At 63.3% G+C, this 19,155-nt stretch carries 12 protein-coding genes; 6 read left to right on the plus strand and 6 right to left on the minus strand.

The genetic code is table 11. The features are described 5' to 3' along the window. Positions 1-274 precede the first annotated feature (274 nt). Positions 275-817: an ATP-dependent protease subunit HslV gene (gene hslV / locus RQX22_RS18790; protein ID WP_315728674.1), complete on the minus strand. Its 543-nt coding sequence runs from the start codon at positions 815-817 to the stop codon at positions 275-277. 132 nt (positions 818-949) lie between these two features. Here hslV and RQX22_RS18795 point away from each other — a divergent pair, with 132 nt between their 5' ends. Beyond that, positions 950-3,565, plus strand: a complete 2,616-nt coding sequence (locus RQX22_RS18795) for a DUF2339 domain-containing protein (RefSeq protein ID WP_315728676.1) — start codon at positions 950-952, stop codon at positions 3,563-3,565. A 139-nt stretch (positions 3,566-3,704) separates the two neighbouring features. Here RQX22_RS18795 and RQX22_RS18800 read toward each other — a convergent pair whose 3' ends face one another. The 3 genes from RQX22_RS18800 to RQX22_RS18810 form a co-directional block, all read right to left on the minus strand. Further along, positions 3,705-4,604, minus strand: coding sequence for a bifunctional 5,10-methylenetetrahydrofolate dehydrogenase/5,10-methenyltetrahydrofolate cyclohydrolase (locus RQX22_RS18800; RefSeq protein WP_315728678.1), 900 nt, complete (start codon positions 4,602-4,604; stop codon positions 3,705-3,707). 121 nt (positions 4,605-4,725) lie between these two features. Further along, complete coding sequence (locus tag RQX22_RS18805; protein ID WP_315728680.1) at positions 4,726-5,970, minus strand: metal-dependent hydrolase family protein; 1,245 nt, start codon at positions 5,968-5,970, stop codon at positions 4,726-4,728. Positions 5,971-6,062: 92 nt separating this feature from the next. Next, the gene (locus RQX22_RS18810; RefSeq protein WP_315728682.1) at positions 6,063-8,354 is read right to left on the minus strand and encodes a TonB-dependent receptor; all 2,292 of its coding nucleotides are present in this window, start codon (positions 8,352-8,354) and stop codon (positions 6,063-6,065) included. A gap of 529 nt (positions 8,355-8,883) precedes the next feature. Here RQX22_RS18810 and RQX22_RS18815 point away from each other — a divergent pair. From RQX22_RS18815 to RQX22_RS18835, 5 genes are all read left to right on the plus strand, one after another. Then, on the plus strand, positions 8,884-10,503 hold the full coding sequence (locus RQX22_RS18815; RefSeq protein ID WP_458309546.1) for a gamma-glutamyltransferase: 1,620 nt from the start codon (positions 8,884-8,886) through the stop codon (positions 10,501-10,503). Between the two features lie 132 nt (positions 10,504-10,635). Then, positions 10,636-11,643 carry an alpha/beta hydrolase gene (locus RQX22_RS18820; RefSeq protein ID WP_315728687.1) on the plus strand — a complete coding sequence of 336 codons (1,008 nt, stop codon included), beginning with the start codon at positions 10,636-10,638 and terminating at the stop codon, positions 11,641-11,643. Positions 11,644-11,669: 26 nt separating this feature from the next. Further along, positions 11,670-13,364: a DUF885 domain-containing protein gene (locus RQX22_RS18825; protein ID WP_315728689.1), complete on the plus strand. Its 1,695-nt coding sequence runs from the start codon at positions 11,670-11,672 to the stop codon at positions 13,362-13,364. Positions 13,365-13,425: 61 nt separating this feature from the next. Next, on the plus strand, positions 13,426-14,430 hold the full coding sequence (locus RQX22_RS18830) for an alpha/beta hydrolase (RefSeq protein WP_315728690.1): 1,005 nt from the start codon (positions 13,426-13,428) through the stop codon (positions 14,428-14,430). A gap of 63 nt (positions 14,431-14,493) precedes the next feature. Continuing rightward, positions 14,494-16,335, plus strand: a complete 1,842-nt coding sequence (locus RQX22_RS18835) for a gamma-glutamyltransferase (RefSeq protein ID WP_315728691.1) — start codon at positions 14,494-14,496, stop codon at positions 16,333-16,335. 46 nt (positions 16,336-16,381) lie between these two features. On the opposite strand, the gene RQX22_RS18840 is transcribed toward RQX22_RS18835, so the two are convergent. Then, entirely contained in the window at positions 16,382-18,334 is a 1,953-nt protein-coding gene (locus RQX22_RS18840; RefSeq protein WP_315728692.1) for a S9 family peptidase, read from the minus strand. A gap of 145 nt (positions 18,335-18,479) precedes the next feature. After that, positions 18,480-19,100: a TetR/AcrR family transcriptional regulator gene (locus RQX22_RS18845; RefSeq protein ID WP_315728693.1), complete on the minus strand. Its 621-nt coding sequence runs from the start codon at positions 19,098-19,100 to the stop codon at positions 18,480-18,482. Positions 19,101-19,155: the final 55 nt, after the last annotated feature.

Here is a 19,155-nt window from a genome sequence, read left to right on the forward strand (position 1 = left end):
GCGGTTATGGTTCAGTCTAAGATGATCATGCTCTAATGATTCGGGCCGGCCACGTCACCCTCTCGTCCGCCGCCTACCCGAAGGGCCGAAAAAAAACCCCGCCAGCCGGATGGCTGACGGGGCAGTGACAGGGAGACCGTCTCGGGGGAATGAGGCGGTCTTACGTCCCTAAGCTTGACGCGTCCCAGGCCAATCGAGCCCGAGCCGCGAGACCGGCCCTAGGCCGCTTCGATGACAGCATGGCGACAATGACGAGGGAAAATCCGGCATGCGCTCAAGCGGCCTGCTCGATCTTCTCGACGGTGAGATTCTCGTTCGTGTAGACGCACACCTGGGCAGCGATCTTCATCGCCTTGCGGGCAATGGTTTCGGCATCCTGCTCATATTCGTCGAGTGCGCTGGCGGCGGCGAGTGCGAAGTTGCCGCCCGATCCGATCGCAGCCACGTTCGCTGCCGGCTCGAGAACGTCGCCATTGCCGGTGAGTATCAACGTTACCTCCTTGTCGGCGACGATCATCATCGCTTCCAGGTTCCGCAGATATTTGTCGGTCCGCCAATCCTTGGCGAGCTCGACCGCGGCACGCATCAGCTGGCCGTGATGCTGTTCCAGCTTGCGCTCCAGCCGCTCGAACAAGGTGAAGGCATCGGCGGTGGCGCCCGCGAAGCCGGCAATCACGGATCCGCTACCGATCCGGCGAACCTTCTTCGCATTGGGCTTTATGATCGTCTGGCCAAGCGAGACCTGGCCATCGCCGGCGATCACCGCCTGGCCGTTCTTGCGTACCGCAAGGATCGTCGTGCCGTGCCAGCTTTCCATTCGTATCTCCCGCTCTGATGCGCTGATGTGGGAACGATGGCGGACGGCCGCAAGAAAGCCGTGGCCGGCGCAACCTTTCGCTGTCTCGCGATTTGCACTGGCAGGCAAAGGCGGGGATAGCTTTCGATCGTCATGGAGCTGATCCTCTTCCTCGGGCTGGTGGTCCTGTACCTGTTCCACCGGCAATTGGTTGTCCGTATCGGCAAGCTCGAGGACGAAATGCACATACTTCGGGGCGAGCCCGCCATCACCGAAGCGGACGATCCCGCCGGTCTGACCGGCGCGCGCGTGATTGCCACGGTGCCGCACGCAAGACCCGCAAGGCCCTCCTGGGCAGAGACGGTGCCGGCAGCCCCGGACGCTGACGCCGATCCAGCCGCGAAGGAACCGGTACCAGCCGTCCGGGAAACGCTGGCGACATTGTTCGAGCGATTCGTCGGCGGTCGGCTTCTCATCTGGATCGGCGGCATCGCACTTGCCGTCGCCGGCATCTTCCTGGTCCGGTATTCGATCGAAATCGGGATCGTCACGCCGCCGGTGCGGATGGTCGTGGCGGCATTGTTCGGCATCCTGTTGCTCGGGGCCGGCCAATATGCCCGAAGCCGTTCCGGAGCAGCTTCCGGTCGGGGGGAATCACGCGACAATCGGCCCGACGGGCAATCTGGGGCCAGTCCAACGGGCGATCTGCGCACCGCCCAGGCGCTGGTCGGGGCGGGGATCCTGATTCTCTACGCCACGCCTTATGGCGCGCTGGTCCTCTATCAGCTGATCTCGATCGGTACGGCGTCCGCGCTGATGCTGGCCGTCACCGCCGTCGCGTTGATCCTGTCGCTTCGCCACGGCGCGCCAACTGCGATAATGGGTCTGGCTGGAGGGTTCGCGACGCCGTTCCTGGTCGGCGATCCAGACAGCGGCGCCGTACCCTTGCTCTTCTACCTTGCCCTTCTCGACATGGCGATCTTCGTGATCGCCCAGCGCCGCGGTTGGACCTGGCTGATGGCCGGCGCACTGCTGCTCAGTTTCGGCTGGACCGGTGCGTTGCTGTTCGGCCGCCCGGCAGATGCGCTTGCCGCCGGTCTTTTCGTGCTCGCGCTGAGCGTCGCGGGATCGCTGGTCAGGACGGGCGCGGGCTGGCAGATCGATTTCCTGCGGCCAGCGCTGATCGGCCTCCTCCAACTGGCCCTGCTCGTCGCGCGGACCGATATCGAACTTCCGGCCTGGACATTGTTCGGCGCGCTCGCTTTGGCATCCTTGTTCCTGTCGAGCAGGAAGGCCGAATATCGGGCTCTGCCGCTGGCTGCTTTGGTACTGGCCCTGGTGCTCCTGGCGGTGAAGGCGTTTGCCGGGAGCGATCCGATCGTGCCTTGGGTTGCGGCCACGATCACTCTCATCTTCGGCGGGTCCGCGGCAGCCCTGGCGGTCGGCGGCGAGGATCGGAGACTCTTCCTGATCACGGCGGCTTCGGCATTTTCAGCCCCGATCATCATCCTGCGCCTGGCGCGCCCAGAATTACTCGATCCGCCAGCCTGGGCAGGATCGATGCTCCTCGCTGCCTCCGGTCCAGCCGCCCTCGTCTGGATTCGTGGAGCAGTCCGCAGGCACGTCGCGACGGACGGACTCCCCTTCCCGGCGGGTGCGGCCTTGCTTCTGATCGGCACCGCCGCATCCGACCTTGTTCCGAACGACTGGCTTGGCGGCGCCTGGCTGCTGCTGGCGGCCGGTGCGGCCCTGGCGGGCCGGAGGATCCCGGCCGCCGGCTTTGCCTCCTATGCCTTGCTGATCGCCGGCCTCGCCATCTTGTGGTCGATGGCAATGGTCCCGGAATATTGGGTCACGCTAGCGGCCTCGTTGGCGGGCGAACCGGCTCTTGCCTCCAACCTTCCCGGCATCGCCCGCGCTCTCGTCATATTGCTGGTTCCCGTGCCCTTGCTGCTCCTCGTCCGGCGCGAGTTAGCGAGCGGGCAGAGGATCGGGACGGTCTTGCTCGCGGCGGCGGCCCTGTTCATGGTGTCGGTCCTTTACATCCTGTTCAAGCAGGTCTTCGGCCTTGCCGGCAGTGAGGATTTCGTCGCCCGCGGCTTTGCCGAGCGGCTTTTGATCACCCAGGCTCTTTTCCTCGCCGGCTGGCTGCTCGGCGTCGGTCATTTGCAACGGCTCAAGCTGGACGGTGGCGCGGCGGCTCGGATCGGCGCTGTGCTGACTGGCCTTGCCGCCGCGCGCCTGGTCTGGTTCGACATGCTGCTCCACAATCCGGTGCGCGATGCGCAATGGGTGGGGTCCTTGCCGGTCCTGAACCTGCTGCTGCCCGCTTATCTGGGCAGCGCCTGCTGGCTCTACGGATACAGGCGCAGGGCCGGAAGCGAAGCCGTCTCCGGCGCCTGGCTGACCTTGTTCCTGGCAGCCCTGGTGCTGGGCGTGGCTCTGATGGTGCGTCAGCTCTTCCACGGCGCGATCCTTACGGCTCCCACCCTCTCCTCGGCAGAATCCTATATCTACTCTCTCGCCGGCTTAATCCTCTCGATCGGCCTGCTCCTCTCGGGCATCAAATTGCCGGACAAGGCGCTCCGGCTCGCCGGCCTCATCCTGCTCACCGCGACGATATTCAAGGTCTTCCTGATCGACGCCTCGGCGCTCGAAGGCCTGCTACGCATCCTCTCCTTTCTCGGTCTGGGGCTCGCTTTGATCGGGATCGGCAAACTTTATGCGACAGTGTTGAAAGCGGAGGCAGGTACGGCGCGAAATGCCTAGGGCTTCGGCGAGAGCCCGGTCGCCGGCTGCCGATAGCGCTTCGAGCGGCAGGCATGGCACCGGACGAAAGCATGGGTCACGCGAAAATCAGCAATAGACACAACCGACAGGAATGCTGAGCCAGACCGGAACGCGGGCCTCAGGCAGCAGCGGCGCAGCGGCCCTCCGCGGCGAGCCGTTCGGCCGACCGCAGCACGTTGTCGAGCAGGCAGGCGATCGTCATCGGCCCGACCCCGCCCGGGACCGGCGTGATCGCAGCCGCGCGCCCGAGCGCCTCGTCGAAGCGAACGTCGCCGACGATCCTGGTGCCATCGCCGTCCGGCTTCGGAACGCGATTGATGCCGACGTCGATCACCGTAGCACCCGGCTTCAGCCAGCCGCCACGGATCAGGCCCGGCGCACCGGCGGCGCTGACCAGCAGATCCGCGGTTGCCACCAGAGTGGGCAGGTCGCGCGTGTGGATGTGGGCGATGCTGACCGTGCAGCCGGCGCGCAGCAGCAATTGCGCCATCGGCCGACCGACGATGTTGGAGCAACCAACGACGAGCGCGTTCAGCCCTTGCAGCGACCCTAATTCGGCCTCGAGCAGCATCATGCATCCCCGTGGCGTGCACGGGACGATCCCATCGCCGTCACTGGCGAGCAGTCCGACATTCATCGGATGAAAACCGTCAATATCCTTGGCCGGGTCGATGGCCGCCAGCACACGAACGCGATCGATTTGTGGCGGCAGCGGCAATTGCACCAATATGCCATGGACCTCGCGGTCCGCGTTGAGCGCCGCGATCAGCGCCAGCAGGGCGGCCTCGGAGAGGTCGGCGTCCAGATGATGGCTCACCGAGCGCATGCCGATGGCGCGGGCATGCTCCGCCTTACGCCGGACATAGATCTTACTGGCAGGGTCCTCGCCGACGAGAATCGTCACCAGCTTGGGTACGACTCCGGTTGCCCCTCGCAGTCGCTCGGCGCCGGCTGCGACCTCGCGGCTCAGTGTTTCCGCCCTGAGCCTGCCATCAATGATGCGGGTGTCGACCGGCATTCCACTTATCCCTGCTGACCGGGTCCGCCGATAGCGCCGGTTCGCGTCACATTCAATGCATCATTGTATGAAATGGACCAGAGAAGCCGGGGAAGGGTTCGCAACCGCGAGCGAGCAAGTCTCAGTTCGAGAGCCGGTCCTTCACGATTTCTCCGCGACGGATGATCAGGTCGAGCTTCTCGCCGCTCGCCGCCAGCAGGCCGATATCCTTCAAAGGATCGCCGTCGACGACGATCAGATCGGCGGCCGCGCCATCGGCGATGCAGCCGAGTTCGCCTTCGCGCATCAGAATCTCGGCCGATCCGGAGGTCGCCTGACGCAGGATCTCGACCGGCTCGAACACTTCGCGGCGGATGGTGAATTCCTGGGTCTGGCGAATATAGGTCTCGCCGAGCAGATCGGTGCCGAAGCCGAGCTTCACCCCGGCGTCGCGCATATGCTCCATTCCCGAGAGGGCAGAGGAGAAGACCGACCTCAGTTTTTCCATGCTCACGGCGGGAAGGCCAAGCCGCTCCCCTTCCTCCATCAACGCGAAGATCACCGCCATGGTCGGAACCACATAGGCGCCCTTCTTGGCGACATGGGCGGCCGTTTCGGCATCCATCAAGGTGCCATGTTCGATCACTCGGACGCCGTAATCGACCGAGCGGCGGATCGCCTCCGCGCCATGGCAATGTGAGCTGACATAGGTGCGCCGCTCGATACATTCTCCGACGATCGCCCTGATCTCGTCTTCCCGATACTGGTTCATCCAGATCGGATCGGCAGGCGAGGCGACGCCCCCCGAGCCCATGATCTTGATGCAATGCGCACCCTGGCGCAGTTCCTCGCGGGTCGCCTTCAGGCACTCGTCGACGCCGTCCGCAAGCACGCTGAAGACGTTGGATTCGCCGCACTGGCAGATCCCTTCATCGTGCCGGCTGACATGCATCGGCCGAAAGTCGCCATGGCCGCCGGTCATTGAGACGATGCGGCCGGCATAGAAGAAACGCGGACCCCGGATCAGCCCGTCTTCGATCGAGGTGGCCAGGCTCCAATCGCCGCCGCCGATATCGCGGACCGTGGTGAAGCCGCAGTCGAGCGCGTGGCCGAGCATGCGGGCGGCATGCGCCGCATTATAGGTGTGGCCGGACGTCGCGACCCTTTGCAGGTTCACGCTCGAGGCATAAGCGTGAATGTGGAGATCGATCAGGCCGGGCATCAGGGTTCGACCCGCCAGGTCCATCCTCCTCGCGCTTTGGCTCGTGATCGGCTTGTCGGAAATTTCCTCGATCGACTCGCCATTGATAAGGACGGACATGCCCTCCGCGCATTCTTCGTTGCTGCCGTCGAAGATGCGGGCGTTTTCCAGGATCAATGCAGTCATCGGTAAGCTTTTCCTCGCGGGTAAACCGGCACTCGCAGGCGCGCCGGAAAAATGCGGCGCCGGGCCTTATAAGGATCCGGCGCCCATGGTGGCTAGAAATCTGCCGACAGGGACAGGGTGAACGTACGAGGCCGAATCGTCGTGCCCACCGTCGAAACAGGGATGGATGCGATGACCTTGTTGGTGGTGACGGTCGTATAGCCGAGCTTGTTGAAGATATTGTCGGCCCGGAGCTGCAGCGAGAACCGGCCAAAGTCGACGCCGCCGCGAAGATCCACGGTGGCATATCCGGGTATATTGATATTGGGATTGAGCGGATCTCCCGGGAAACCGCTGGGCATGTCGGACTGATAGCGCAACGTGCCGCCGATGGTCGCGTCGGTCGAGGTCGAAAGGGGAATGCGATGATCGGCAAGCAACGATGCCGTGAATTCGGGTGTCAGCGGCAGCTTGTCGCCGGCGACAGCACCCAGCACCACGCTCGCGGCCGGATCGATTTGCGTGAGACGCGCATTGGTATAGCCGAGGCTTCCGGAGATGGTCAGAAAGCGGGTCGGCCGGGCGGTGGCAGCCAGTTCGAACCCGTCGACCTTGCCCGAGCCACCATTGCCGCGCAGGACGAATCCGCCCGACAAGGTGCTGAGTTGAATGTCGTCCCAGTCGATACGGTAGACCGATGCTTCGATCGCCAGCTTGTTGCCCAGGAAGCTGCCCCTGATCCCTGCCTCGTAATTCCATGTCGTATCGGACAGGATTTCTGTTTGCGCATCCGGCGGCAGGTTCGCGCCGACCTGCGGTCCGCCTGGGCGGTAGCCGCTCGCTGCCCGCAAATAGGTGCTGATCCGATCGGTCGGCCGCCAGCGCAATGTCGCCAGATAAGTGATCGGGTTCTCGCTGTTGCTGAAGGTCGACGGTGCTCTCGGCACGAAAAAGGAGGAAGCGGCGATGCCGTCGACGGGCAAGCCGCCGGTCGAAACGTCCTTGAGGTGGATGAGCCGGATCCCTCCCGTCACGTCGAGGCTGTCGGTAAGATAGAAGGTCAGGTTGCCGAATCCGGCAATCTCTTCATATTCGTCGCTCGTTCCCGTCCGAAGCAAGTCACCGAAGATGCCCGGCAAAAGCTGCATGGTCGTCGGGTTGAGCAAGTTGACGACCGTGCGGTAGAATGACTTTTCCTTGGTGTAATAGCCTCCAAGGATGAATTCGAAGGCGCCCAGCCGCTCGGACACCAGCCGGCTTTCCGCCGTCCATTTTTCCGTGCTGGGGCTGACATTACCTCGGACCAGCGTATCGGGCGGAACGAATCCGGCCACGAACGGAAGGTAGATTTCGGTATAATCAGCCAGGATGTTGGTTTCGAGGTCGCCGTAACTGACGGTGGTGATCCAGGAAATGGGGCCGAAGTCATAATCCACCGATCCGGAAAACAGGCGATATTTTATATTCGAGGGCAAATCGGCGAAGGCATTATATTTGTACTTCCCATATTCCGGGGTCAAAGTGCCTGTAATATGATCGGTCCCCGCGCCGCCCGTCGCTTCGATATTCTGCAGAAAGGCGACGGCGTCGATCGTCAAATTGTCGATCGGCTGGAAGCGAAGGGCAAGGCGTCCGCCATAAATGTCGGATTCGTTGGCATTCTTGGTGCCGGTGCCGACATTGTCGGCAAAGCCGCCAATGTGGCGGAAGGATCCGCTTGCGCGGATGGCGGCTTTTCCTTGCGCCAATGGAATGTTGACGACGCCGCGCGCGCTGTAGCCGACGTCGCCGCTGTAGGTGTCGCTGATTTCCGCCCGAACATTGCCGGCGAAGTCGTCGAGGTCCGGCGATCGCGATATGACCCGCACCAGACCGCCCAGGCTGTTGGCGCCGAACAGAGTGCCTTGGGGTCCTTTGAGAACTTCGATCCGCTCGACGTCGCCGAGATCGGGGCTCGGCGTGAAGAAGGAACCGATTGCGAACGGACCGCTCGCCGTCACCGGTGCGTCGTCGAGATAATAAGCGGCGGTATTGGACGTCTGCTGAGGCCCCGTATTGAGGCCGCGAATGACGACGGTGCCGAGGCCAGGGGTGCCGAAGTCGCGCTGGCTGAGGCCCGGGACGAGGCTGGCATAATCGCGGAAGTCCTGGATACCGGCGGTCACGATCGTTTCGTTGGAAATAACGGTTGCCGCTGACGGAAGGTCCTGCAGCCTCTGATCGCGCTTGGAGCCCGTGACGACGATCTCGTTGTTGGCGAGACCCTCATCGCCACTCGAGGCGGAACCGGTCTGCGTGGCTTCCACGGGTTGCGCGGCGGCGGCCGTATCCGAAGCCTTTGCGACACTCGCGGTGCCGATGGCGATCAAGCTCGTCGTAAACGCCAGAATCTTGCGGTGGTCCATTTTCAGTCTCCCTGCATCATGCGCCTGCGCGCCCGGCTTTACCGGTGCATGCAATGCGCCCCCTTTTGAGCTGATCTCCTGTGAGTCTTCAGCCCAAGGACTGTCTCTCTTATCGAAAAAAAATGCAACACTGTATTTTGGTGACTAATCGTTTGCCGCAGAGAATGCCCCGTTCCGGATAAAAGCTCACAAATTCAACCGCCTGATAACATCCGCCACCACTTCGAGATTTGACGGGTGAATGACCAAGGTTCGGCCATTGGGACTTCTTGAGCTATTGCGAACCAGATTCAGTTATGCATTAAAAGCGGTCGAGAGGAAGCCACCTGCGACTCGGAGGAACGTGGCTGCAGGCCGGCTTGGAGGAGGGGTAAGCGCTGCCGACCTCGGCCTTCCGTTAGAACGATCATCGAGGAGGGAAGACGTGCCCAGGGACCTAGCCAGCTATATTCGCGACCCCGGCCCCAAGACGCCGGTCAGCGGCCTGCAGGCCGCGGTCACGACCGACAGTGCCATCGTCACCGAAACCATGCTGAAGGTGCTGAAGGCCGGGGGCAATGCCGCCGATGCCGGTATTGCCGGCGCGATGGTCCAGGCCGCGGTCGAGCCGTTCATGACTAATCATGCCGGACTCGTCACCTTCCTCTATTATGAAGCGAAGACCGGGCAGCTGCATCAGCTCGACAGTCTCGGCGGCCACCCGTCGGGGCTTTCGCCTTTCCGCCCGGTCCCGCCGGGCATGGGGCCTTATGCCTACATTCCGCCATCGGCGATCATCCCCGGCTTCATGCCGGGATTGAAGGCGATCCACGAACGGTTCGGCACGCGCCCTTGGGGCGAGCTTTGCGCTGACGCGGTCGAATGGGCGGAAAGCGGCCATGTCGTCTCCACCTTCGAATATGGCGTCAATATCTTCGGTGAGAAGTTCATCACTTACTTCCCGGAAGGCCGCGATTTCTATCAGCCCAAGGGCTATTTCCCGAATGTCGGGGACGTCTTCGTTCCCCCCGGCATGGCCGAGACCATGCGCGGTGTCGCCGCCGATCCCAATTATATGATCACCGGTCCGTGGGCGGAAAAATTCGTCGCCAAGGCGAACGAGCTGGGCTGGAAGATCACGCTCGATCATATGACCGAAACGCCGCCGCGCTGGGTGGAGCCGGTTCGCTTTCGACATCACGAATATGAGGTCGTGTCGCTCGGTCCGCCGCAGGCGCAGGGCTTCTATACGGCGGTGGCCCTTGGCGTGCTCAAGCATCTTGGCATCCGCGATATGGCGCCGGGCTCGGCGGAGCATTGGTGGGCGCTGGGGCACGCGCTGCGTCAAGGTGCGCGTCATTGGGAATATGCCCATGACGATCAGTTCTACAACGTCCCGCGCGAAGAGGTGCTGGACGACAATTACCACGCCCATCTCGCCAAGCTGATCCGCGGCGCGCGGCCGAAGGTCGACCTCAGCGAGCATATCCGCCTCTCCGGCGACGCCGGCGGCGCGGGCGGCGATTTCATGTCCGCGCTTGGCGGCGCAGGCGGAAAGCCGCGCTTGGCCAAGCATGAGGACAAGCAGCCGACGGGCAGCTGCGAGATTGCTGTCGTCGATAGCGAAGGCAATTGGGTCCAGATGATGGATACGCTGCAAGGGTCGGGCATTCCTGGTCAGGTCGTCGGCGGCATCCCGATGGTCGGCAGTCACGCGACTTTCGGCAATCTGCAAAGCCCGATGGACGCGACCTTGATCAAGGGCGCCAAGAGCCGCTGCATCATCGGCAACACTTTGGTGCTGAAGGATGGCAAGCCGGTCTTTTCAGCGGGTTCGCCCGGCAATATCCATTGCACCCTGCCGCAGGTTCTGACCTATCTGCTCGACTTCAAGTTAGATCCCTATGCCGCCGTCGATGCGCCGCGCATGCTGCCGATGACCGAAAACCGATCGGTGGTCATCGAAGATCGGCTCGGCGAGGGTGTGGTCGAGGATCTGTACAAGCTTGGCTGCCGCGTCGGGGTCCTGCCCGGCTATGACTATCATATGGGCAGCTTCTCCGTGATCGCGCGNAAACCGATCGGTGGTCATCGAAGATCGGCTCGGCGAGGGTGTGGTCGAGGATCTGTACAAGCTTGGCTGCCGCGTCGGGGTCCTGCCCGGCTATGACTATCATATGGGCAGCTTCTCCGTGATCGCGCGGGACGAACAGAGCGGAACGCTGACGGCGGTCGCCGATCCGCGCCGTTGCGCCGCGGCCGACGGCATTCGCGACTGACGTCCAGGCGAGGGAGGAAGCGGATGCCCGACACGATCGATCGACGGACCTTGCTGGCCATGACGGGAGGCACGGCATTGGCTGCTGCGATGCCGGCCGCCGTCAAAGGACAGGCGCGCGCCTCCGGCCTGCTCTCGGGGATCGTGCCGCCTTTGTCGGCGATGTTGCCGAACACGGATTATTTCGAGATCGATTCGGTGCGGGCGGGTGCGCGTTACGCGATCTGGGTCACCAGGCCTGCTCATTATGAGCGCCAATCGGGAAAGCGATTTCCGGTCGTCTACATGCCCGACGGCAATGGTGCGGCTCCGCAAACGGCGCCCCGGATCGAATTGCTTGCATCCGATCCGATCAACCCGATCCGGCAATTCATCCAGGTCTGCGTCGGCTATACCGGTGCGGATGCAGACCGGTCGCTGGCGGTTCGCGCGCGGGACCTCCTGCCGCCCGGCGAGGCGCTGCCACCCGGGGTCGAAGAGGGGATGCGGGCCACGGTCGAGACGGGTCTGATCGATCAAGCGGGGGCCGACCTCTATCTCCACAACCTGCGCAATCCGGCGGCCGACAAGTTCCTTGCCTTTCTCACCGAAGAACTGCATCCGCTGATCGCCAAGCGCTATCGCGTGCAGGACGAGGATGCCGGGCTGTTCGGCTATTCTTATGGCGGCCTGTTCGCAACCTATGTGGCGCTCAGCCGCTCATCCTTGTTCCGCAGAATAGGCGCCGGCAGTCCCGGTATCCTGGCGCAGAAATCGAAGATCTTCGAAATGTATGGCCGCGCGCTCGCCGAGAAGGCCGACCATTCCGGCCGCATGCTGCACATGACGGTGGCGGAGCGAGAAATCACCGTGCCTTCTTACTACCAGACGCTGGTGGGCGCCGGCACGACGGAATTCATCGCGCTCGCCAGCCTGCAACCGCTCCCCGGCCTTGTCTTCAGCAGCAAGATCATCCCCGAGGAATCGCACGCGACGGGCTATGGCGCGGCCTGGTCCAGTTTCCTTCGCACCTGTTATTCGGCCGCCGCCTGATCGGCGGTCTCACAACGGAGACTTCGATGCCATCATCACCGCTTGCCGATCTGTCAGATCGCTATTGGCAGTTCCTTCGCGATGAATTCCCGATCACCGCCATCATGGCCGGGGATGCGCCGCAATCGGACATTCTTATGCGCGACGCTCCGGGGGATTTTGAGCGCCGTGCCGCCTGGGCGTCGGCTGCTCTCAGGGAACTTGATGCGATCGGTGACGAAGCGCTTTCGCCCACGGAAAAGGCGTCGCGGACCCTGATGACGAGCGAATTGGCCGAAATGGTCGACGTGGTGACGACGCAAGGCCATCTGCGCCCGAGCATCTATCCGCTCGGTCCCGAATTCATGCTGAATTACTGGGCGAACTCCACATCGCTGACCAGTGTCGAGGCCGCACGGCGCTATGTCGCCCGACTGTCCCAGGTTCCGGCTGCGCTGGACAGCGCGAAATCTGCCATGTCCCTGGGCGCGTCGCGCGGCATCCGCTATCCCAGGCTTGTGGTGGAACGCGCCCTCAGCGTCGTGCGCGGGCAGGCCAATATGACGGTCGAACGGACGCCCTTTTTCAGGCCGCTGGCCGCGGTCGAAGGCCGGGGCAAGGGCTATGCCAGCCTCGTCGCCGAGGGCCGCACGATCATCACCGAAAGGGTGATGCCGGCCATGAAGGCATATGCCGACTTCATTGAACAGACGCTTGCGCCGATCGCACGCGACGACCTCGCCATTGTCAACGACGTCGACGGCGCCGAATATTATCGTCTGCTGATCCGGCAGGCGACGACGACCGACATGACGGCGGACGAGATTCACGACCTGGGGCTCCGTGAAGTCGGCCGTATCACCGAGGAGATGCTGGCGGTCGCCGACAGCGCCGGCTTCGAAGGAGACCTTGCCGAATTCAAGCGCCGGCTGCAGACCGACAACCAGCAGATCTTGGAAAGCGGCGAGGCGCTGCGGCAGGAAATCGAGATCCTGTCGAAACGGATCGATGCGATTATCCCGCGTTTCTTCGGCAACGTCCCGCGCACCACTTACGGGGTCAGCAGCATTCCCGAGGAGATCGCCGCGGCGATGCCGCCTGCTTATGCGCAGCCCAATCCGGCCGACGGCAGCGCCGCCGGAGTACATTGGATCACGTCCATTCCCGCCAAGCTGCCGCGCTACATGCACATCCCGATCGCGCTGCACGAGGCTTGGCCTGGTCACCTCATGCATCTCGCCCTGATCCAGGAGTTGAAGGACCTGCCGGCCTTCCGCCGCAACGGCGGCATGCGCTACAGCGTCTGCCTGGAAGGCTGGGCGCTCTACAGTGAGGCGCTCGGCGAGGATATGGGCCTCTACGACAGCCCCGAGAAGAAATATGGCCGGCTCGAAATGGAAATGTGGCGGGCGGTGCGCTTGGTCGTCGACACCGGCATCCATGCCAGGGGCTGGAGCCGCGAACAGGCGATCGACTTCTTCAAAACGCACATGGTCCTGCCGATCGAGACGGTGGAAGCGGAGGTCGATCGCTATGTCGGCCTGCCTGGACAGGCGCTGGCCTATCAACTCGGCAACCTCAAGTTCCGCGAGCTTCGTCAGCGCAGCGAGGCCGCGCTCGGCGACCGCTTCGACATCCGCAAATTCCACGACGCCCTGATGTCGCCCGGCGCGGTGACGCTGGAGGTACTCGAACAGGCGATCGATGGCTGGATCGAGGAGCAAAGGTTCGAAGCCGCCTGAGGCAAGCGCAGTCGGACAGGCCGCGCTACCGGCGTGAGAAACAATGATGGGGGAGAATGGAATGACAACATTGTTCGATCGCCGCGAGACGCTCGCTTTGGCTGGCGGTCTCGCCGCCGCAGCCTCTTCGCCGGCCGCTGCGCGCACGGCCGCCAAGCCGGCCGGCCAGTTCGAAGCCCTGCCGATCCCGCATGCGACCATGTTCGAGCGGACGCGCTATTTCGAGATCGATTCGGTCAAAGCGGGCGCGCGCTACGGCATCTGGGTAACGGTCCCGACGGCCTATGAAAGCCAGTCGACGCATCTGTTTCCCGCGATCTACATGCCGGACGGCAACAGCATGGCGCTGCTATCCTCGATGATCGGCAATGCCGGCATGTACGATCCGATCAATCCGGTTCAATCGTCCATCCAGATCGCGATCGGCTATACGGGTTCCGACAGGAAGCGTTCGCTCGCCGTACGCGCTCGCGATCTTCTTCCTCCGAAGGAGGCGATGCCGGAGGGCATGGTCGAGGGCATGAGGGACGCGGATTATGGCGATATGCTCGACCGCGAAGGGGTCCAGCTCTATATCCAGAATCTCCTCAATCCGGCGGGCGATCGCTTCCTCGCATTCCTGACCGAAGAACTGCATCCGTTCATTGCCCGGAACTATCGGATCCAGCCTGACACGGTCGGCCTGTTCGGCCATTCCTATGGCGGCCTGTTCACGGCCTATGCGGCCCTGCAGAAATCTACGATCTTCAAGAATTTCGGAGCGAGCAGCCCCGGCATCCTGGCGGGCAAGTCGGTCGTCTTCAAGCTCTATGCGGACGCCCTGGAGAGTGGCGGACTGAGCGAGCGCAACCTGCACCTGATGGTCGGAACCCGCGAGATCACCGCGCCGACCCTGTACCAGTGGATGGTCGGAGAGGGCAGTGTCGAATTCATCAAGAAAGCCGGCACGACACCGATCAAGGGCGTGAATTTCTCCAGCCATCTGATCGACGAAGAGTCTCACGTTTCGCTCGTGATGCCGGCGGTGTTCAGCTTTCTGCGCGCCTTCTACGCGGCGAAGGCTTGAGGCCACCGCGCAGAAGCGCGCCGAGAATAGTCAGATCAATGGATCGAAGGGGAGGGCGGGAATATGAACGGCTTCAAGAAGAGCGTGATCGCGGGCGCGGCGGCCATCGGCGCCGCGAGTTCCGTGGGCGCGACGGATCTTTCCCCGGCAAAGTGGCCGATTGAGATTCGCGAGGCGGCCGAGAAGGCCGAGAGCCAAGGCATGACCGCCACGCAATCGCGGGTCCATGTCGGAACGAATGGCGCGATTTCCGGAACGGCTTCGGCGATCTCCGTGGCTGCCGGCCTCATGACCCTGCAAAATGGCGGCAATGCGGCGGACGCCGCAACTGCGATCGCGATGACGGGCATTACCACGCAGATGGGATCGGTCGTATCCTATGCCGGTATCATGTCGATGGTTTATTATGAGGCCGCGACGGGCAAGGTCCATGCGCTCGACGGCGGCTATAACGGCTATCGCGAAGAAACCGACCCGCTCACCATACCGGTCGCCGATCTCGGCATGCTGCAGGCCGCAGCGCGGACCGGAACTGCCGGTGGCGGCAATGTCGCCGAGGTTCCAGAGACGCAGACCGATCTCGGCCGCGAGACCTTGGTCGGCGGCTATATGGCCGGCATGGAAGCGATGCAGAAGAGGTTCGGAAAACTCAAATGGGCCGACCTCTTCGCACCGGCAATCCATTATGCGGAAAATGGCGTCACACTGAGCCCCAGCACATCGGGCTTTTTCGCCTGGCGCAAGACCTTTCTGGAAAGGACCCCGGAGGGCAAGGCATTCCTCGCGGCCGGCGGCACCGCCGATTTCAAGCCGGGAGAAACATTTGCCCAGCCGGAGGCCGCCAAGACGCTACGTGCGGTCGCGGCGCAGGGGGCAGCCTATATGTATACTGGTCCCTGGGCCGACGAATATGTCCGGATCGTTCGGCGCGAAGGCGGCAAGGTGGTCAAGGCAGACCTCGCCGAATATCGTCCAACCTGGGCCGAGCCGCTGTCGACCAGCTTCGCCGGCACGACCGTCTACAGTCCGGGCGGCGAAAGCGACGCCGGTTACAACGTCATTCCACTGCTGAACCTCGCCGAGGCGTCGGGGCTCGACAAGGCGGCGCCCTTCTGGCGAGATCCGCAATCCTTTATCGGCGTGTCGCGAATCACCGGGACGCTCGAAAATGCGCCGCACCTGCGAGAAGACGTAAGGGCCGCCCTGACGGCCAAAGGCATCGACCATTCACCGGCTTCGTTGCTCACCAAGGATTTCGCCCGGCAGGTGGCGCCGTTGCTTCCGACGATCGGCGTCGCGCCGCAGGGCGACGCGCAATCTCGCCATTCCAATTCGCTGGTCGTGGTCGACAAGGAGGGCAATGTCGCGGCGATCACCCATACGATCAATTCGGTCGTATGGGGCTCGACCGGAATCGTCGTGGGCGGCATTCCGATCCCGGATTCGGGCGGCTTTCAGCAGCAGGCGCTTGCCAAGCTGAAGCCGGGCGGCCGCTTGCCCAATCCGATGGTGCAGGCGATCGCATTGAAGGACGGCGAGCCGGTTCTCGCGACCGCCGGGATCGGATCGGGACTGATACCGGAAAATTTCAAGATTTTGCTGAGCATGCTTGGTCAGAAGCTGCCGCTTGCGGAGGTGCAGGCGGCGCCTCCCCTGCTGAGCGGCTTCGCGCTGCGCCAGCAGATCCCCGAGCCGGCGATCAACGATGTCGCCGTGCCAGCCGGGGCCTATGATGAGGCGTTCCTCGCGCAGCTGAAGGCAGGCGGTCTCGCGGTGCATGAAATCTCGCAGGTAATGGCGGGCGGATTGCGCGGCACCGTTGCGACGATCACTTTCGACCCGAATGGCAAAAGCTGGCAATCGACTGAAACGCCCGGAGTCCTGCTGTTCGGCGCCACCTATTGACGCGAAGGGCCGGCAGGGCTGGGAAGGTCTTCCCGGCCGGACGCCGTCAGCCGCGATCGGCCTCGGCCGGCCCGAGATGCCGGTCCAGCCAGATCAAAATACGCGCGGCGCTATCCAGATAAGCGGGATAGCCGCGCAGGCTGTGGCCATGTTCGGGATAGATCCCAAGCACGCTCGTCACGCCCGCTTCCAGCAGGCCGTTGTGGAATTCGAGGGCCTGGGTCGGCGGCGTGTTCTTGTCGCGACCGCCAGCCAGTAGCAGCATTGGAGTGTTCGCCTGGTGCGCGAAGAAGGCCGGGCTGCGGTCGAAATATTGGCCGCCGGCTTCCCTGGGCGATCCCTGTACGCAAAGTTCGTCGAATGACGGGATCTGGGAGGTGAAGTGCTGGCTGTACCAATTCGCGACCGGGGAGATCGGCACTGCCGCAGCGAACCGGTCGGTCTGGGTGACCAGCCAGGCCGACATGAATCCGCCATAGCTGTTGCCGGTGACCGCCACCCGCTTCGGGTCGACAATGCCTTGATCGACGAGATGATCGATGCCGCGCATGATGTCATGTGCATCCTCTCCTCCCATGTCGCCCACGACCATGCGCGCATAATCCTGGCCGCGGCCAGAGGCGCCGCGCGGGTTAGGCAGCAGCACCGCATAGCCTTGCTGCACGAGCAAAGGGGCCGAACGCAGCCGCGCCATCCAACGGTTGCGATGCGACCAGATCGGGCCGCCATGAACGTCGATCAGCAAGGGATGATTGCCCCCGCCGTTCCTGGGGCGGATGAGCCAGCCGTGGATTTCGAGCCCGTCCCTGGCCTGCCAGCGCAGCGGCTCCATCACCCCGGCGTCAGGCCGCGAAAAGGGCGCAGCGAAGCTGTGGAGGATTCGGGCCTCGCCGGCTTCGACGCGGGTGAGAGCCGGCGCCTGGTCGTAGCCCTCGGTGAAGATGAGCGCCCCACGATCGCCGTCGGGGACCGTCGCCGGATACCATTCGCCGCAGGTCAAACTCTGCGATGCCCAGATGTCCGTTGCCTTGCCGGTGGCAAGATCATGATCACCGACGACCGTCTCGAACTCGCGCTGGCCGGCATAATGGATGCGGCCGTCGCCGCGCCAATGTATGTTGGTGACTTCGACGCCGTTGGTGTCGAGGGTCCTGACTCCATCCGCATCGGCCAGGCGCAAGGTCCCGCAGACGATGCCGCGATCGCTGCAGACCGCTTCGACGAAGGCGACCGCTTTGCCGTCGGGGGCGCCGGTCGGATAGGCCATTTGCTCGGCCGGGACGTGCAGTTCGCGCAGACCGCCGGTCGCGATGTCGACCTCGGCCAAACGTGACTGGTACCAGCTTCCTTCGCCATGATGGTTGCTGGCGACGACGGCAATCGCGTTTGGCCCCTTCCAGCTCGCTTCCCAGACGTTGACCGGGGGATGAGTCAACGGCTTTGCCTCTTCGGCACCTCGATGCCACAGCCAAAGGCGCCGCCAGACATCTTCCGCGCCGCCTTCGTCGATTTCGGGCAGCCAGGCCGGGCCTTCGGTCTCGGTGCGCAGGGCATAGCCGCCTTCCGCGCCCGACACATCCGCATGGGCGCCTGCAACGAGCACGGCCAGCCGGGTGCCGTCGGGCGACCAATGAATTTGCTCGATCATCCCCGGCAATGCGCAGCGTTCGACCGATGCGAAATCATCGAGATTGACGATCTCGAAGCCGTCGTCGATCGCGAAGGCGGCGGTTCGGCCGTCCGGTGAAGGCCGGAAGAGGCGGGCCCCGCGGCGGAGCAGGGTCAGCGATGCGTCGCAGCGGTCGAAGCTGTAGAGCGCGTCGGATGGCCCGTCTTCCAGGGTTCCGGTGAAGCTCAGGCCGGTGAAATAGAGCTTGTCGCCATCACCAAGGCGAAGGTCGCGCGCGACGTGAACGTGGTCGCGCCCGGGTGCGAACAAGCCGGAATAGAGCTTGCCGACGGAAGCATATTGGGGTGTGGACCTGACGTCTCGTTCCATTTTCCCTCCACCCTGTCTCGACTGCCTGACCCGGGCAGCGTCTCGCTGCGGGTTCAAAACATGCATATCTGTCTATTATAGGGCCCGCAAGCCGCACATGGCGCAGCACGTCCCGCTGGATTCTTGGATTTACGAGGGGAGTTGATCAGCCTCGGGCGCGGATCTTCCTGGGTTTTCCTTCGCTTGCGCGTGCCGCCGCCAGAACGCCCGGCCCGGAGAGGATTTCCATGTAGAAATTCAGGTTGCGCCGACGTTCGGTCAGGCTTTCCCTAACGCCCAGGGCATAATAGCCGATCTGGTGGTAATAGAATACGCGGGCCCGGATCTTGGCCTCGTCGGCATTATAGCCCACGGCCTCGAAGAAGCGCTGAAGCGTCGCGAGCCGCATGCGGTCTGCCCGCTCGACGGCCCAGGCCGCGCGCTGGTCCGATCTTGCCCATTCCCGTACCGCCATGTCGAATTGGGGATCATAGCCGTCGGCGGCGATCAGCCGATCGACCACATTGCAGAACCAATCCGCCGCTTCCGCCGGCCTGCTTGCCGGCGGTTCATCGGGCAGGAATCGGCACGTCTCCTCCCAATGGGCAAGGAGTTGAGCCAGGAAATCCTCGCGATCCTTGAAATTGTGATAGAAGCCGCCGCGGGTAACGCCGAGGCGGCTGGCGAGCCGATCGACCTTGACCGCCCCGATCCCTTCTTCGACGAGGCTGCGGCGTCCGGTGTCAATCCAGGTTTCGGCAGTCACCTTGGGCGTGCGTCCGGCCATATTGTCCTTGAACCTTCAAAAATGACGTCGTGAAAGAATAGCAGGAATATTGCGG

The organism is Sphingosinicella rhizophila, assembly GCF_032378825.1.
Classification (GTDB): domain Bacteria; phylum Pseudomonadota; class Alphaproteobacteria; order Sphingomonadales; family Sphingomonadaceae; genus Allosphingosinicella; species Allosphingosinicella rhizophila.